Here is a 15,982-nt window from a genome sequence, read left to right on the forward strand (position 1 = left end):
TTCTTAAGTTGATGGGCATGGGGTCGCGCCCCATCTCTATCAAGCTAAGCTTATATAAAATAAATTTCAGGTGAGATTGTTTCTTATTTCTAAAGGACAAGTGTAGGTAATTGAAAGATTTGCATACAAAATAAACCTTAAAAAGTTTCACATTTAAGCTAAACTAAGCTAAGAAAGTCAATTTTAACAATCTATGTTTTTCTTTTACATATTAGCAGAATAAGAAGGTTATCAAAGGCTGGATGAAACCCCCAGCGAATGATAACCTTTTAAAATAGCATATCAATGATTTAAATAAATACCCTCATGAATATATTATTGAGCCACTCCAAATACATTGATTTCTGCCGCACTGGTCCATGGATTATTGTTTACCTCGCTTAATGCACGTAGTCTAATATAACGACCTGTCTTGTTTGCAAAGTTGACTTCTTTCAAATTATTATTATTTGCAAAAGCACCTATGGATACCGCTGTTCCCCAGTTTACTCCATCACTACTGACGTAAAACTCATAGTCCTTAATCGTTCCATTTATTTGGCCGTCTTGCCTTGGCAAGTAGCTGAATTTGGAGAGGTTATAAGTTGCACCTAAATCAATTTGAATCTCGTGTGGCATTGGAGCTACAGGGCTCCAGTTTGTATGCCAAAATGTGTCTTTGTTTCCATCAAAGGCATACGTACCTAAATTGTACCAATTATAGCTATCTACATATTTTAGTGTCCAGTTTGTTTGCGGAATTAAGCTAGCTTCTTTTGTTGTGACTGCTACATTCATAGCAGAATTACTTGTACTTGTCGTTGTAATCGTTACTCCTGTTTTTTCTCCCGTGTAGGTATTACTATTCGGATTAGTGTCTGGACCAAAGGTAGCAGCATGATTTTGATTCGTGTAATAGAATGGGTCTTGGTATTCACTGACTGATTGCTCTATATCAATGAAAGGATGCGGATCACTGGAATTATTATTCATAGATTCATCAATATGCCAAACCGCAATACCACCAGAATTTGTTGGTAAGCTCGCATCATACCCAACCTTTGCGCGATTCTCAACTAAAAAATACGTATTATCCTTTAAAGGAATCTTTAACACATTATAGTTATTTGGGATTGCATTTAGAGTAAAGTTATTAGTGGTATTTACTACAGTTGGTGTTACAAAGCCCAGTTTTACCTTTGACCAAGCATCCATATGATCTGGGGTAGTTCCATACTCTTCCCCTTGAAGACTATTCCAAGCTCCATTCCCCATTATACTTAGACTACCTACACGGTTATTGTCACCATATAGATCTGGAAGACCAAAAGAATGCCCTAACTCATGAGCAGGTATACCAATTGTCGCCATATGACCATATTGTTTTTCACCCTGCGCTGTATACATGCCTGATACTGTAACACCATCGTGATTTGTATTAGGAGCATATGACTGATGCGCCCAAATGTTTGGAAGTGGCCCCCCACTAGCCTGTTCATTACCAGCAAGAAAACTTACAATGTAGAAGCCATCTTTAGAGTCAACGACTTGATCATTATTAGTATCAAGACTAGCAAAATTCACTTGAGAATCAGCTTTAGCCAGTGCATCTGTTATAACCGTACCCATACTTTTTCCCGATGTACTCGGATGAGCGTAATCTAATTTCACTTTAACCACTCCATCATTTTGAGTACCATATGTTTCAGGAGCTGGAGTTATCTGTACTTTTCCGTTACTTACTTCATTATAGTAATTCTTAACTGACTTTTGATTTGTAGAAAAGAATTTGTTACTCCAATCGTTATCGTTATATGCAATATCAACATCTGTAAACCCAATTAACAAAACAAGTAATTTTTTGTTTCCTAAAACTGGAGTGACAGTTCCATCAATATTTTTTGGTGATTCTTTTTGTAATTTATTCATGTGCTCCTGTTTTTTCTTTGCTTGAGGGTTGTAATTCTTTATCCATTTGTTCAAATTGTTCTCATTTACTGCCATTGAAGGCTTCTTATCAATTTTATATTTTTTCCCCGTCGATTTCAGTTCATCTAATGTAAGCTCCGCGTAATTCCAATACCCCTTCTGATCTTGTAAAAGTACATCGCCATCCTTTGTACTTACCCAATGGAACCATTCATCTCCATGTAACGTGCCCTCAAAAGATTCGCCTGAAGGCTGCTTCATTTTGACAACTCCCTCGTATGCTGGTGCGGCAAAAGAGTCCGTTTGAACATACAAAACACAAATCAAAGAAAAAACGGACATGAACAGGAATTTTAAAATTCTTTGCATAAACTTTCCCCCTTTTTCAATTGTGTGTGGAATATTCTGTTGATAGCCAGACTAGATTCATACATGGAATAAATCGACAGATACATTTGTATAACACTAACAGAATACCTTTAATTATAATTACAGGAAATTGAAAAAATGTTATTTTTTTAATTCTGTTAATATTTTCTCAAGATTATCCAGTTAAGCAGAATCGATGAAAGTTACATGTGGAGTTCCGGAAAAAATTATACTTTTAGTATGTATATAATGCCACATGTTGACTAATCCAAATTAAATAAAGTTTATGAGCAAAAGAGAGTGTAATTTGACATTGTGTAATAAAGATAAGGCCCACCTACTAAAATAGGTGGGCTTTTTGTTGGGTATTACTATCTCATTGCACAAAAGGGAATTTGTATTAAAATATTAACACATTTTTAGAGTTCTTATATTGAGAAAAAAGATACTATAAGGACTCTAAGAATGGCAAAATAATATACATTATAAAAATATAAAATCCGGTCATACAGATAGTTTAATTAAATATTATAACGCATTAACTCTAGCAGAAAAGAGGAATTAGTTTGTTTTAAAGTAATAAGTGGACAATACTTCTTAGGTGTAGAAGGTATCAAGATTCCTGTACCAATTCCAGCGTTGGCTGCAGCTCTATTAATTAGTTTAGGAATAATTCCACTTTGTTCTTAATTTAAGGAATTCCAAATACCCATACTTTTTAATGGATAAGCCCTTAAGTACATAAATGCTTTTGGGTTTTTATAATGAAAAAAGACACCTAAGGTGCCTTCCTCCGACTTGAGAATTAAATCTATGTATTGAAGAAATTTATAAAAGATAAATACAAAAAGGACAGCTTCTAACAATAATTTATAGGTGTTTATTATTCTCCAGATGAAGTTACTGGATTTTTTGTGATGATGAATAACAGTTGTTAGATAATAACTTATTTATCCCGAAAGTGCAGTTTGTAAATGATTCTGATTAAATCTTCTCATTAATTCAATTTTGTAATCTGTATAGAAATAAATTTTCAAATCAAATAAATTAGGGGTCACCATACATGCTCATTAAGTTAAAATATCATAATAGTTCCAGAACTAATTTTTTACATGTTAATCATTTTTATCGTTTTTGGTGAAGAATGTGTTTCTTAGCTTGATAGCGATGGGGTGCTCCCCCATATAAAGAAATTTTAAACCTCTTAATCTACATTTCCTTTATGTAAATATGGGAATAACGAAATTACCCCAAGGATAGCTAAACAAGCTCCAATCCATAGAGGAGATACAAAACCATATCCTTTACTGATCCCAAGACCACCTAGTGACGAACCAATAACAATACCTAGCGTAATAAAAGAACTATGAACGGTATTTATCATTATTCCATTACTAGCTGTCTTCATCACCCTCGCAACCATAGCTGGATTCAATGCTACACCAGTTAAACCAATAAAAATCGTAGAAATAACTGCAATGTATTTATTCTCTGCACTTAAAGCAAATAAAGACAACGCTATGATTAATATAATTAATCCACCCATAAGTATTTTCATTGTAAATTTATCAGCGAACTTGCCAATTATTATATTCCCAATTACTGTCGCGCTACCATAGAGAGCAAGTAAATATGGAATACTTGCACTTGAAAACCCTGTAACATTTGTAAAGATAGGAGTGAAATAACTAAATGCTGCAAACGTACCACCAATAATGAACATACTTGTTACGTACGCTGCCCAAAGATGAATATTCTTAAATCGCAGAAGTTCATCTTTCCAATTTAATTGCTCTTTATTTGAAGAGGATGGTAACAACCGTTGAATCATAATTGCTGATACTAGCACAAGAACAGAAACAGCCCCAAAACTAATACGCCAGCCAAAATATTGCGAAATAACGGTTGTTATAGGTAAACCTAATACAGTTGCGAACATTAAACCTGCAAGTACAATTGATGCAGCTTTTCCCCTTGAATCAGAGTGAACCAATGTCGCAGAAAAGGAAATCGCAACTCCAAAAGCTGAAGCTGAAGCAATACCAGTTATAATACGTGAAATCATCATAATATCATAGTTCCAAGCAATAGCTCCGAGCGATTGACCAATTAAAAATATGAACATTAAAAACAATAATGCTTGTTTGCTGCGCATTCTTAAGAGGATTGCAGTTAAAATGGGGCCTCCTATTACCATTGCTCCTGCATAAGCTGAAATTAAATACCCAATGGATGATACAGAAACCTGGAATGCAAGAGCAAGTTCATTCATCATACCTGCAACCATAAATTCTGATGTAGTCATACAAAAGATTGCTAAAGCTAATAAATAAATAATCGATGGCATAAAAACACTCCTTATTCATTATTGTAATGATCGGTACAATAATAGTGCGAAAAAAGGGCGCACTAAGCGCCACAAATAGACTCTACTGTTCCTTTGATAACTTGTTCAGACAACATCCGATTTTGCATCGATACATTAAGAACACGGAATCCGTAATAACTGCTTAAAAGCAGACTAGCTAATTCCTCAGCGGATTGCTCCTTTGAAATTTCACCTGTTTGCAATCCTTCCTCCATCACTGTTTCAATAGCTTGTTTAAGAAGTTCAACATGCTTCGAGAAAATTTCTTGTACCATTAAATCGTTTTTAGCACGTTCTATACTGGCATTAATCAATAAACATCCTTTTTGATCCATATTCTCAAAGTCTTCTTTCAATGCCCATTCAAAAAAATTACTTAATCGTTCTTTAACTGGAATTGGAGTATGTAACAATTTCTTTTGTTCCCTAATCCCAATTTCATGGTAGCGTTCTAATACTTGTTTATACAGTTCATGTTTACTACCGAAAGTATTGTATAAACTTCCTTTTCCAAGTCCTGTATCACTGCATAAATCTTGTGTAGAACATCCTTCATATCCTCTTAACCAAAATGTTTTCATTGCAACATCTACAATTGAGGAATAATCAAACTCTCGAGGTCTGCCGCGTTTATTCAATCGTATCCTCCTCTCATTTTAAAGATAACATGAATAGAATACTCCTTTCTGTACCACGCGGTCAATAATTTTGTTTTAATGTTACTGTAAAATAAAATTGGATTATTTTAGATTATGAATAATTAAAAATAGCCCCTTATTCAAATTGCCTAGCGAAAAAATCACGTTTTAATAGACTTCTTTATCATCCCTACCTTTCTATAAATTACTAGTTATGAAGCGAGGATCGTTTCATAACTAGTAATTTACTTAATTAGCTTGCTGGTTATGGAGTAAGTGACCCTATAAACAAAACCCTCCAGAGACATCTATAATCTGCCCTGTTACCCAGCGGCTATCAGAAGAAGCAAGGAATGCTACTACATCTGCAATATCTTCAACTTGCCCTATTCGTCCGAACACAGATGAATTCGTAGCAAAATTTCGTATTTCTGAATTATCTAGCAATTTCGCATTCATATCTGTCTTCGTATATCCAGGCATAATTGTATTCACTGTTATACCTCGTTCTCCAAGATGTTTAGCTAGAGGAAGTGTCATCGTATTTAGTGCACCTTTACTTAAACCGTATGCAATGGACCCTGTAAAACCAAGTCTTACTTCCGCTGATGAAATGTTAATAACGCGCCCTTCTACTCGTAGTAACGGTAATGTTTGCTGAATTAAAAAGAATGGCGCCTTAATATTTACGGCCATAATTTCATCAAAAACTTCTTCTGTTGTATTTTCAATCGTCCCTTGTGTACCTATCCCTGCATTGTTTACTAAAATATCAATCTCTGATGTACCAACTCTTATTTGTAATTCATTCTTCAATTGTTCTACTATTTTTTTGACACCATCCATTAAATTGAGATCAGCTTCAATTAAGAATGCCTTTCCTCCATTAGATTCAATCTCACTAATTGTTTCGTCTGCAGCTATTTTATTTCGGCCGTAGTGAATCGCAACTAATGCACCGTCGTTTGCCAATCTCATCGCAATCGCACGACCAATGCCGCGACTTGCCCCTGTTACTAATGCTACTTTCCCATCAAGATTCTTCATTTTTTCCATCCTTCCTAAATTCCCTTTTGATAAACCCTATACTTATATTTTCATGCAAATACTAATCATTTTAAATATAGATTTATAGGTAATTTAGTTCGTTCACTTATGATATTATAGTTATAATTTGCAATTCACTTTAGAAAACATAACAAGGAGGCTACACAATGCAAAACGCTGTAAAATTGGATGAAATCGATCATAAAATTATGAACCTGTTATATGAAAATGCGAGAATTTCTGTTTCAGAAATAGGACGAATTATATCCATGACGCAACCTGCTGTAAAAGAACGTATTAACAAGCTTGAAGATCAAGGAGTTATAGCGGCTTATCGAACGAAATTTGAGCCTGCAAAAATTAATAAAAACATTCAAGCATTCATCATGTTTAAAACGAGCCAATGCTCTGATTTTATTCAATTTTGTAATGCCGCTCCTGAAGTAACAGATTTATACCGAATTAGCGGGGAATTTAATTATATGATGAAGGTCATGAGCGATTCGATGGATTCTCTCGCTACATTTTTAGACTCTTTAATGCAATTTGGATTATCGTCTCCTTTAATTGTTTTAAAGAGTGAGTTTGAGGAGAAATTGTCGTTCTAATAAAGGGATACGTATTATCCCCGGCTAACAGTAAAAGTTTTTCCTTTATGAGAAAAGCCAATGAAATCAATGATTAGTAAACAAAAAAAGAACATTGATATTTCAATGTTCTTTTTATATCTCTACTTATGAATTAGATCTCTATTCGAAAAAAGCACCTTAATCCCCTTACCCTTGATTCCTCTGCGCCTCTCTAAACTCCTCCTTCACCTTCTCTAACAACCCTTCTTCCGTAATTAATCGATACGCCGTATTTGCTAATGCTTTTGCCGATGTAATTAATGCTTTATCTCCAAGTTCTGAACGTGCTGCTTCTCTAAATTCATTCGTATGTGCAATTAAATCATCTGGACCGATTTTAATGTACGGATGAATTGTCGGTACGACTTGGCTTACGTTTCCTGCGTCGGTTGAACCAATCCCTACTCTTTCTTTACGATTTACATCTTCACCTAATAGTTCTAGTTCTTCCGCTACGATATCGTTATATGTTTTTGTTACGAGTAATTCATCGATTTCATTTTGGAATTGATGGATTTTTACTTTCGCACCTGTTGCTAATGCTGCTCCCTGTGCAATGTTTCTTACTTTTTCTGTTACTTCCGCGCATCTTTTTCTCGTTGCTGCACGGATGAAGAATCTTGCTGCGGCATAGTCAGGAATAATATTAGGTGCTTTTCCGCCCTCAGTAATAATGCCATGAATTTTCACATCTGACGGAAGTTGTTGGCGAAGTGCGTTAATACCGTTATAGAGCTGAATAACCGCATCTAATGCGTTAATCCCTTCTTCTGGCGAAGCTGCAGCGTGAGCTGTTTTTCCGTAAAAATGAAAATCAAGTGGATCGACTGCTAGTGAAGGACTCGTTGTCGCTGTCTTTCCGCTCGGATGAATCATAAGCGCCGCATCAATGTCTTTAAATAAACCTGCCTTTACATAACTTGATTTCGCGCTACCATTTGGCCCGCCTTCTTCTGCTGGCGTACCAAACACGACAACTTCCCCGCCAATTTCTTCAAGCGTTTCTGATAATGCGATTGCTGCTGCAACGCTAATTGTGCCAATTAAATTGTGACCACACGCATGACCTAGTCCTGGTAAAGCGTCGTACTCCGCTAAAAATGCGATTGCAGGTCCTTGTTTTCCAGAGCTTTTTCGCGCGATAAATCCCGTTTCATGTCCAGCTATATTGTGCTGCAACTGAAATCCTGCACTACCTAGCAATAAACTTAACGTTCTAGATGCATAAAACTCTTGGTTACCAATTTCCGGATTCGCATGAATATCATGACTTGTTTCTATGTACTTTTCCTTATTTCTTTCGATACTCTCTTCAATTGTTTTTCTTTGTGACGCTACTCCTGTCGCTCCCATTTTTCTTCCTCCTTTTATTTTCACATAAAAAAGCCTCTTTCTAAAAGATAGAAAGAGGCTTCTGTATATACAGTCAAAATGAGCTTCTTTCTTATCTTTCAAGTTACCTTGCTGGAATTGGCACAGTATTCATAACGAATCCGCTGCCGAGGTATCATAGGGCCAGTCCCTCCACCTCTCGTGATAAGAATTTTCATAAAATTATATTAAATTATTTTTTATTCTAAGTTCATTCCAAGTAAAAGTCAAGGAATTCCTATCCGAATTTACCGAATATCTAAAAATCCTTTTAATACACCAATTGTCTCAGGTGCTTGCAGTCTTGCACATACGTACGGAAATTCCGTACTACCTTCAAACATCATTTGAGATGTAAGCGGTGCGCCTGCCCAGAAGATTTCATCATCAATTACGATAAACGGGAATGCTTTATTTTGTCTTTGTAACTTTACATTTTTCAGTGGAACTGGTCCATCACTATAAACTGTTATTTGCGCATTTGTACGCATTAACGCTTGCCATACTCGCTTATCCACTTGTTTTGTACTTGGAAGTGAAATAATAATTTTTCGTTTTGAGGCTAAAATATCTTTTAATAACCCTTTCGTTTCCTCAAGATTCATTTCCATAAACCAGCGTAAACGTTTCGAAATTTTCCGTTCCCACAATTGTCTTGATGTCGTACGATCATACACATCTCCGTGACGTTCCATATGAGCTGTTAATTGTGATAATGCTTGTTTTCTCGAAAGGTTTTTACGCATATAATGGCAATCTGATAATTGAATGAACTTCCCTCTCGCCCTTGTCACTGCTACATTGACGAGGCGATGGTTTTTGTGATCAAAGAATAATACGCCAGGTCGTTCTTGCGGATAACTGTCAACCGTATCAAAGATCATCATATCTCTTTCAGAACCTTGGAACTTATGAACTGTCGCCGCTAAAACTGGTATGTTTTGATATTTCGTTCTCTGCAACATTTCTCTAATACACGTTGATAAAAAGCGTGACTGCGCCCTGTAAGGTGTCACAATACCAATTGATTGCACACCATCTAACAATCCGATTAACATCATTTGCATTGCTACTACACCAGACATAATGTTAAAACGTGAACCAGAAGCAGCATCTTTTAACGAAAAAGCTCCCATTTGGCTCGTATCAAATAAAACACTCGCTTCATTTGCGAACGGCTGCAATTGCGCAAGTTCTTTACGCTCTGAAACAGACGGATGATCGTATACTCTATTTTTATAAATAAACGAATTCGTAAACTTCGATATATCCGCATGCATACGTCTTTGTTCCTGCAACATAAATAGGTTTGGGTGTGCTTCTGATTTATTAACAGACTCAACAATCCCAGCATGGTAAAACATATCTTCCCCAAGCCATTTGCGAACGAGTTCATGATTTGCCATCGCAATTGGAGGTAACTGTAAAAAGTCACCGCAAACGACGATACGTTTTCCAAGTGAAGCAGCTAATGCAATTTGCGGAACATATGCCATACTTACTTCATCTACAACAACTAAATCAAATGTACGCTCATAAATAAGTGAATCAATGGCACATTTTGATAAAGTTGCGCCGATTACTTTCGCATTTTCAATATATTCTTTTTCTACTTCTTTAATTTTAGCCTTTTGCTTTCGAAGATCACTTTCAATCTCTTGTATACGCTTCTTATCAGCAGATGTTGCTTTATACGATAAGATTTTTTCACGAAGATCTTGTCGTGTCTCTTCTAAATAGAGTCTTTCCTCACCCCAAGATCCGTTCGTCGTTTCAACTAACTTCGACGCAAGTAACGTTTCATGATTTCGTATATGTTCATGTTGACTATAACCGTAACGAACAATTTCACCAGGCGTCCATTTCTTTTTCTTCTCAATTTGCTTCGTTACTTCACTCATTAATACGTCTACTGCCGCATTACTATGAGCTAACACAAGTACCGATTTTCCTTTTTGATAATGAGCCGAAATAATACGTGATAAATTGTAAGACTTCCCTGTTCCCGGCGGTCCCCATACGTACGTTGTCGGATTATAAAATGAACGATATGCCAGTTCATTTTTTGGATTTTTCATCTTCTCAATATGTTTCGGACTGCTCGTCCCATCAACAAGACGCTTTATACGATTACGTTTCAGCTTATCTTTACGTGCTTCTTTCAATCGCTCTTGTAGTTGCTCTAACAATTGCCACGGTTCACTATATAAAACCGCTTCTCTTATTTCACCTTGTATATAATCATTTAATTTCAGCTCTATGTCTAATCCATGTATAGATAATACTTCCCCTGTCGCTTCCTCACCATCGAACTCAATTCGAATGGGTGAACCTTCAGGTAAGCTTACTTCCGAAATAAGCTGAAATACGTATACTGTACTTTCATAATCTGTATATAAAAAACGACCGTTCATGATAGAAATTTTACTACCACCTATCGTTTTCCAATGTTTAATTTCATACGCTAATGCATAATGCCACTCTTTCATCGTTTCCGATAATGAAGGAGTTTGAGTAGTTGTATTCATCGTATAAGCTCCTTCCTTCTCCCCAAACATACTTTCTCACTATACCATATAACACGCTAAAATTTGTAAGGTTTTTATCTTGCTTATTTTCTTAATTTTCAATAATATATTGTATATAATTTTCAGAAAGAAGGAATCTACATGCCAGTTAGAAGAATTGAACACGTTGGACTTATGGTTGCAAACTTAGAAACATCTATTTCATTTTATGAAGAAGTAGTCGGCTTACAGCTCATGAAACGTATGGGTCATCCGAATCCAGACTTAAAACTCGCTTTTTTAGGTGTAGAAGAATCAAAAGAAACGATACTAGAACTCATTGAAGGCTACAACTCTTCTCTTCCGGCAGAAGGAAAAGTACATCACATTTGCTTTAAAGTGGATTCATTAGAGGATGAGATCGAAAGACTGAAGAAACACGCAGTAACCTTTTTACTAGGAGAAGAAATCGAAACATTACCAGATGGAACACGTTACATATTCTTCGCTGGTCCTGATGGAGAGTGGATTGAGTTTTTTGAGACGGAGAGATAAAGCAAACCTTTATTTTGCGGGATAGAAAAGGAGCCGGAATTCCGACCCTTGTTTTTAACCAGTAACAATGAAACATACCTCCAACCTAAGAATTTACCAAGATTAAAAACACAATCATTTTGTTAGGAGGAGAGAATGGGAAATACAGTCTTTATTATTGTTTTTTGGATACTGATACTATTTCCAATCCTTTATGTAATCAAGATAAAGGATTGGAATATAAAAACAGCCACCTTATTTGTTGGAAGGGTTCTATTAAGCATTGTCTATTTCATAAATGGAATGATGTTAGGACTGCAACGAAATTGGGTAGAACCTCCCTATGAAACAGAATGGGATTTCTTTGTAAAGTCTTTACTAAACGGAAAAACTGATGCACTTATACACTTGTTACTTCTAATTATTATCATTACTTTGGATCTATTCTTTACATTTTATTATATCAATAAAAAGAAATAGGATATTCTATCCTATTTCTTTTTTTATGAGTAGCGCCATATCGCTATCAAACTAATGTTTTACGCTGCCCCTAAACAATAATTTTTTACATTTTTACTATGAGAATGTCAATTTTACTATTTTTGGGGTATTTATTTTTACTAGCTTGATGGACATGGGTTTGATTTATTTTCTTAGGTTAGTAGACATGTGGCGCTATCCCATTGCTATTAAGCTAAGAATTTAAGTGTAATATCATTTAAGGTAATACTTAAGATACAAATAAAATATCTTTTCCATGTCGCACTGTTTTATTGAAGTCTATCCCGAGTTGTAGCTAGTTCAATGCGACTGTAAATTCGGAGTTCGGTGCGCCAGCAAATACAACCGTTCCGTTCTCTGGTAGTTTCACTTTGTTATTATTACTAACAACGCTAAAATTGACGCATACTCCATTCCCATCATACACCGCGAATGAACTTCCTGATGGCAACTCCACATTCATCGTTTTCCCTGCTGCCTCTTGCGGAATCGTAAACCATTTCGCATGCCCATTTTTTTGCAGTGTAACTTTTGATAATTGACCTGCATCAAGGGATTTTACGTTAGATTCACTGACGTATAAAAAGCTGGCCATCTCCATATATTCAGTACCATTCTCTGTATAGAAATGAGCTTCCTTCGTATCCCTCCCATTCATCACAGGAATCTGAATTTGATGCGTCGCCGTATTCGGACCTGTAATTTTTTTGCCGTCCCAATAGCCATCCTTGATCGTAATTTGTGTGTTAAGAGGTATTTGTTGTCCTAGATAATTTATAGAATTAAATTTTTCGTTAACAAGGTAGAACTTGCCGCCCTCGCGCTTCGCCCATGCAGCAGCTGTTTTCTTCGGTAACACATTGTTTTCTAATTTCTGAGCTAAATAGTGAGTCAGCACATTTTGCCCCAATCCCGGTGATAATTCATATGTGCTCTCTCTTAAATAAACTTTTCCATTCTTCTCAGTGACGAAGTTAAGCTTGGAAGTACCCTTTTCATTTATAAAGCTTCCATCCGCCGTATATACATATTTTTCTTCCGGTTTAGTTGGTAAAAACAGTTCTCCCTTCTTCGTAATCTCTATTTTGAAATGGCTTTGGATATTTCCATACAATCCTGCTTTTTTTACCACATCTTGAGGCACTTTAGCCTTGACTGGCTTGCCGAAGGATTTATCTGGTTTTATATCCTTAATTGCCCCTTTCTCTTTAAGCCTAGCTAGCAGTAATTTATTTGCCAACAGTTGATTTGTCATGCTGCTCCCACCGGAGGACAATACAGCTGCTGCCATCTTCTGTTCTGGAAGCACGACCAATGTAGCATGTTGCAGCATCGTATCCCCACCCTTAGTCAACGCTTTTATCCCATATTCACTGAATGGGTATAGTTTCACACTATCCCAGCCAAGACCATAGTTGAACATATTTCCGCTATCTCCTGGCCACATTCCTTTTTTATATTCTTCTTGTTCCATCGCCTTGACTGCTTTATTAGAGAGAATTTCTTTTCCCTGTCCCATAAATATTTGTGAGAATCGCACCACATCTTCTGCAGTAGAGGAGATTCCTCCCGTACCAATCACATTTACCATTTCACTTGGAAGCTGTCCCTGGTATGTCGGAGAATACTGTCCAGCCCGCTTTTCGTCTTCCCATTTGTCTTGCGATGTTATCGTTTGATTCAGTTTTAATGGCTCTGTAAACTTTTGATGTAGAAATTCAGTAAAACTCATACCGCTGACTCTTTCTACCAAGATCTCAGCCAGCGTAAAACCGTCATTACAGTATACTGAAAACGCGCCAGGGTCTGCCTTCAAGTTTTGGTTGGACAATTGTTGCAACAAGATATCATGGGCATAAGCATCATTATCTTTAAATAAAAATGCATTATTGAACGTCGAACCTTGCAAACCTGAGGAGTGATTCAACAGCATACGTGGTGTAATGCGTTTATATCGTTTATCTTTCATTTTGAACTCAGGAATATAGCCAGTAACAGGAGCATCCAAATCAACTTTTCCTTCGTCTACTAGTTTCATAACAGCCGCTGCTGTATATACTTTACTGGTTGAACCAATTCCGTATAAAGTATCTTTAGTTAATGGTTCTTTCCCTTCTATGTCGTTCTTGCCTGTCTGCCCCGACAAAATAAGTTTACCATTATCAATCAGCGCATACTGCACGCTAGTCGTCTCATAGGACTTCGTGAGTAGTTCAGCGTTCTCTGCAGCAATCTTCTCCAAATCTTTACTAGCAACTTCTTGGCTAGATACAACCGGAGCCTTACTGCTAGAAGACGCTATCGCTCCTGTTGGCAAGCTCATCGTTAGGGCCAAAGTAGCGGCTAACACCCCAGATAATTTATTTTCCATAAAAAAATGCCTCCTTAGATAAATGATTAATTTCATCTTTTATTTGTTCAATTACAAACATCACATAAACTACTATTCTGGCTTTATCCCTACTGTTGTAACAAACGGTAAAACCTCTCTTTTTCACATGTATGTTAGTACCATAAATGATTTTTTTATTTAGAATGCGCTTGTTACTAGTTTGGTTTTCGTATAAATAAACCCTATTTATCCTCCCTCTTTTGTGCTTCTCTATATTTGTATCCTACATAATAAAAATTTCTTTTTTCTTATGCATTTCTTACAATTTCCTTACGTTCAAATCACTTCTATAATTAGGTAGATTTTATTTTAAAATCTCCAGGATAATAAATGCTTATATAATCCCACAATTTCATAGAAGATGGATTCATAACCCTGCGCCAAATCATCATGCACATCTCTCATATTTCCTTGGATGCCCCCCTCAACCTTTACAACAGTTCCAACTGGCATCAACACTTCTTCACGTTCTTATAAATAGTAATAACTAATCAACTCCTTACCTGAAAATAAATGAATATAGAAAAAGAGAGATAAGGTTAAAATACCTTTATCTCTCTTTTTCTTTCACAAATTTTGCAAAGATTTTTTTTGTAAGAGTCCCCCTCACCGTCAATTTAAGAATTAAAAAAGAGGGGATTATCCCCCTCCTTTTTACGCTTGCTCCGACTGTCGAAATTATTTAATATACCCACGATTCAGTTCCGTTAATTTTTCATTGATGTTAAAAATTCTTACTCTAATATCTTTAACACCAACTGCTTCAAGTCTGTTCTTGTGCATTTCAGCGTATTTTTCAGCATCTTGTTTTTCCTCAAATACATAAATGCCTCCAGCTTCTTTTGTTTCTTCATTCTCAGTCCATATTTTCCAGTGAAATCCTTCTTCTTCGTTAATACTATTTGCTAAATCCCAAAATGTTTTTTCCATTTCTTCACCAAAAGGACCTTCAAACGGAAAATCAACTTGTAGTAAATATGCCACCTTCACTCACTCCTATTTTAATATAAAATTCTTCCCATTCTTTTACTGATTATGATTCAAATGATAGTAATGTCTAAATCCGTATTGCTATTATTATTCAAACACTAATTTGAGAATCCCCCTATTTGTAAAACAATCACATAATGATAGTAACTTGAACGCATAAAGTGAAAGTTTAATAGTTTTCGGTTATTTTTAAAAAATGTGATACAAACTTATCCCTAAACTAAGGACAAACAAAACAAGTGCAGGTATCGCTTTCTTAAAAGGATTTCTCGCTAATACAATTAGAGTTAATGCGGCTGCAAGCATCGTACCACCTAATAACACTCCTGCCCATAAAGCTATTACTGGAATCCAGATTCCTATCAACATTCCAATCGCTCCTACAATCTCAAAAGCTCCAGTTAAGAAATTAAAAAACGAAGGTAAACCAAATCGTTTGAACTCATCTGCCATTTTCCCGGATATAATTTTCGTTCCTGTCATTAAAAAGAACAGAAACAACACTACTTTTACAATATTGATGAAAATTAAAATAGTAATCACACCTTTCTTATTATTTGGTAAAAACTCAGTATTGTTCAGATAGTAGTCACTACCTTTATCCTATTTCCTGAGATTACCCGTATGGAAGTCGCTTCAATTTACATTACCCTTTTCAATATTAAAGGGCCAGAAATTACATGCTATAGCATATATAATACAAAAAATTTGATTGGCACTAAGCAAAA

12 protein-coding genes and 1 riboswitch are annotated in these 15,982 nt (G+C 35.9%); of the genes, 3 read left to right on the top strand and 9 right to left on the bottom strand.

The features are described from left to right. Positions 1-315: 315 nt before the first annotated feature. The 4 genes from HFD78_RS12695 to HFD78_RS12710 all read right to left on the bottom strand — a co-directional run bounded on the left by HFD78_RS12695 (position 316) and on the right by HFD78_RS12710 (position 6,330). Complete coding sequence (locus HFD78_RS12695) at positions 316-2,277, bottom strand: M6 family metalloprotease domain-containing protein (RefSeq protein ID WP_097813901.1); 1,962 nt, start codon at positions 2,275-2,277, stop codon at positions 316-318. 1,204 nt (positions 2,278-3,481) lie between these two features. Then, positions 3,482-4,624: an MFS transporter gene (locus HFD78_RS12700; RefSeq protein ID WP_001139233.1), complete on the bottom strand. Its 1,143-nt coding sequence runs from the start codon at positions 4,622-4,624 to the stop codon at positions 3,482-3,484. A gap of 62 nt (positions 4,625-4,686) precedes the next feature. Continuing rightward, positions 4,687-5,283 (bottom strand): TetR/AcrR family transcriptional regulator, encoded by a 597-nt coding sequence (locus HFD78_RS12705; protein WP_001042190.1) that lies wholly within the window; start codon positions 5,281-5,283, stop codon positions 4,687-4,689. Between the two features lie 282 nt (positions 5,284-5,565). Then, on the bottom strand, positions 5,566-6,330 hold the full coding sequence (locus tag HFD78_RS12710) for an SDR family oxidoreductase (protein WP_033667410.1): 765 nt from the start codon (positions 6,328-6,330) through the stop codon (positions 5,566-5,568). A gap of 167 nt (positions 6,331-6,497) precedes the next feature. Between HFD78_RS12710 and HFD78_RS12715 the strand changes: the two genes are divergently transcribed. Further along, positions 6,498-6,938, top strand: a complete 441-nt coding sequence (locus tag HFD78_RS12715) for an Lrp/AsnC family transcriptional regulator (RefSeq protein ID WP_001178562.1) — start codon at positions 6,498-6,500, stop codon at positions 6,936-6,938. Between the two features lie 168 nt (positions 6,939-7,106). Here HFD78_RS12715 and HFD78_RS12720 read toward each other — a convergent pair whose 3' ends face one another. Both HFD78_RS12720 and HFD78_RS12725 read right to left on the bottom strand, forming a co-directional pair. After that, the gene (locus HFD78_RS12720; protein ID WP_000501340.1) at positions 7,107-8,312 is read right to left on the bottom strand and encodes a M20 family metallopeptidase; all 1,206 of its coding nucleotides are present in this window, start codon (positions 8,310-8,312) and stop codon (positions 7,107-7,109) included. 88 nt (positions 8,313-8,400) lie between these two features. Then, positions 8,401-8,502, bottom strand: a riboswitch (SAM riboswitch). Between the two features lie 76 nt (positions 8,503-8,578). Next, positions 8,579-10,888: an AAA domain-containing protein gene (locus HFD78_RS12725; protein WP_116291497.1), complete on the bottom strand. Its 2,310-nt coding sequence runs from the start codon at positions 10,886-10,888 to the stop codon at positions 8,579-8,581. Positions 10,889-10,999: 111 nt separating this feature from the next. Here HFD78_RS12725 and HFD78_RS12730 point away from each other — a divergent pair, with 111 nt between their 5' ends. Together HFD78_RS12730 and HFD78_RS12735 are read left to right on the top strand one after the other, a co-directional pair. Further along, entirely contained in the window at positions 11,000-11,392 is a 393-nt protein-coding gene (locus HFD78_RS12730; protein WP_001145284.1) for a VOC family protein, read from the top strand. Positions 11,393-11,527: 135 nt separating this feature from the next. Beyond that, positions 11,528-11,851: a hypothetical protein gene (locus HFD78_RS12735; RefSeq protein ID WP_000528638.1), complete on the top strand. Its 324-nt coding sequence runs from the start codon at positions 11,528-11,530 to the stop codon at positions 11,849-11,851. A gap of 316 nt (positions 11,852-12,167) precedes the next feature. Here HFD78_RS12735 and HFD78_RS12740 read toward each other — a convergent pair whose 3' ends face one another. From HFD78_RS12740 to HFD78_RS12750, 3 genes are all read right to left on the bottom strand, one after another. Continuing rightward, entirely contained in the window at positions 12,168-14,243 is a 2,076-nt protein-coding gene (locus HFD78_RS12740) for a serine hydrolase domain-containing protein (RefSeq protein ID WP_097797586.1), read from the bottom strand. A 699-nt stretch (positions 14,244-14,942) separates the two neighbouring features. After that, the gene (locus HFD78_RS12745; RefSeq protein ID WP_000323775.1) at positions 14,943-15,248 is read right to left on the bottom strand and encodes a monooxygenase; all 306 of its coding nucleotides are present in this window, start codon (positions 15,246-15,248) and stop codon (positions 14,943-14,945) included. A gap of 195 nt (positions 15,249-15,443) precedes the next feature. Beyond that, a complete protein-coding gene (locus tag HFD78_RS12750; protein ID WP_080000489.1) occupies positions 15,444-15,794 on the bottom strand; it encodes a DoxX family protein in 351 nt (116 codons plus the stop codon). Between the last annotated feature and the right edge of the window lie 188 nt (positions 15,795-15,982).

Origin of the sequence: Bacillus sp. EKM501B, from assembly GCF_011800505.1 — a bacterium.
GTDB lineage: Bacteria > Bacillota > Bacilli > Bacillales > Bacillaceae_G > Bacillus_A > Bacillus_A cereus.

Excerpts from the sequence above, each read along its gene's own strand:
- HFD78_RS12695 (WP_097813901.1), bottom strand. The coding sequence starts at position 2,277 with ATGCAAAGAATTTTAAAATTCCTGTTCATGTCCGTTTTTTCTTTGATT.
- HFD78_RS12700 (WP_001139233.1), bottom strand. The coding sequence starts at position 4,624 with ATGCCATCGATTATTTATTTATTAGCTTTAGCAATCTTTTGTATGACT.
- HFD78_RS12710 (WP_033667410.1), bottom strand. The coding sequence starts at position 6,330 with ATGAAGAATCTTGATGGGAAAGTAGCATTAGTAACAGGGGCAAGTCGC.
- HFD78_RS12715 (WP_001178562.1), top strand. The coding sequence starts at position 6,498 with ATGCAAAACGCTGTAAAATTGGATGAAATCGATCATAAAATTATGAAC.
- HFD78_RS12720 (WP_000501340.1), bottom strand. The coding sequence starts at position 8,312 with ATGGGAGCGACAGGAGTAGCGTCACAAAGAAAAACAATTGAAGAGAGT.
- HFD78_RS12725 (WP_116291497.1), bottom strand. The coding sequence starts at position 10,888 with ATGTTTGGGGAGAAGGAAGGAGCTTATACGATGAATACAACTACTCAA.
- HFD78_RS12730 (WP_001145284.1), top strand. The coding sequence starts at position 11,000 with ATGCCAGTTAGAAGAATTGAACACGTTGGACTTATGGTTGCAAACTTA.
- HFD78_RS12735 (WP_000528638.1), top strand. The coding sequence starts at position 11,528 with ATGGGAAATACAGTCTTTATTATTGTTTTTTGGATACTGATACTATTT.
- HFD78_RS12740 (WP_097797586.1), bottom strand. The coding sequence starts at position 14,243 with ATGGAAAATAAATTATCTGGGGTGTTAGCCGCTACTTTGGCCCTAACG.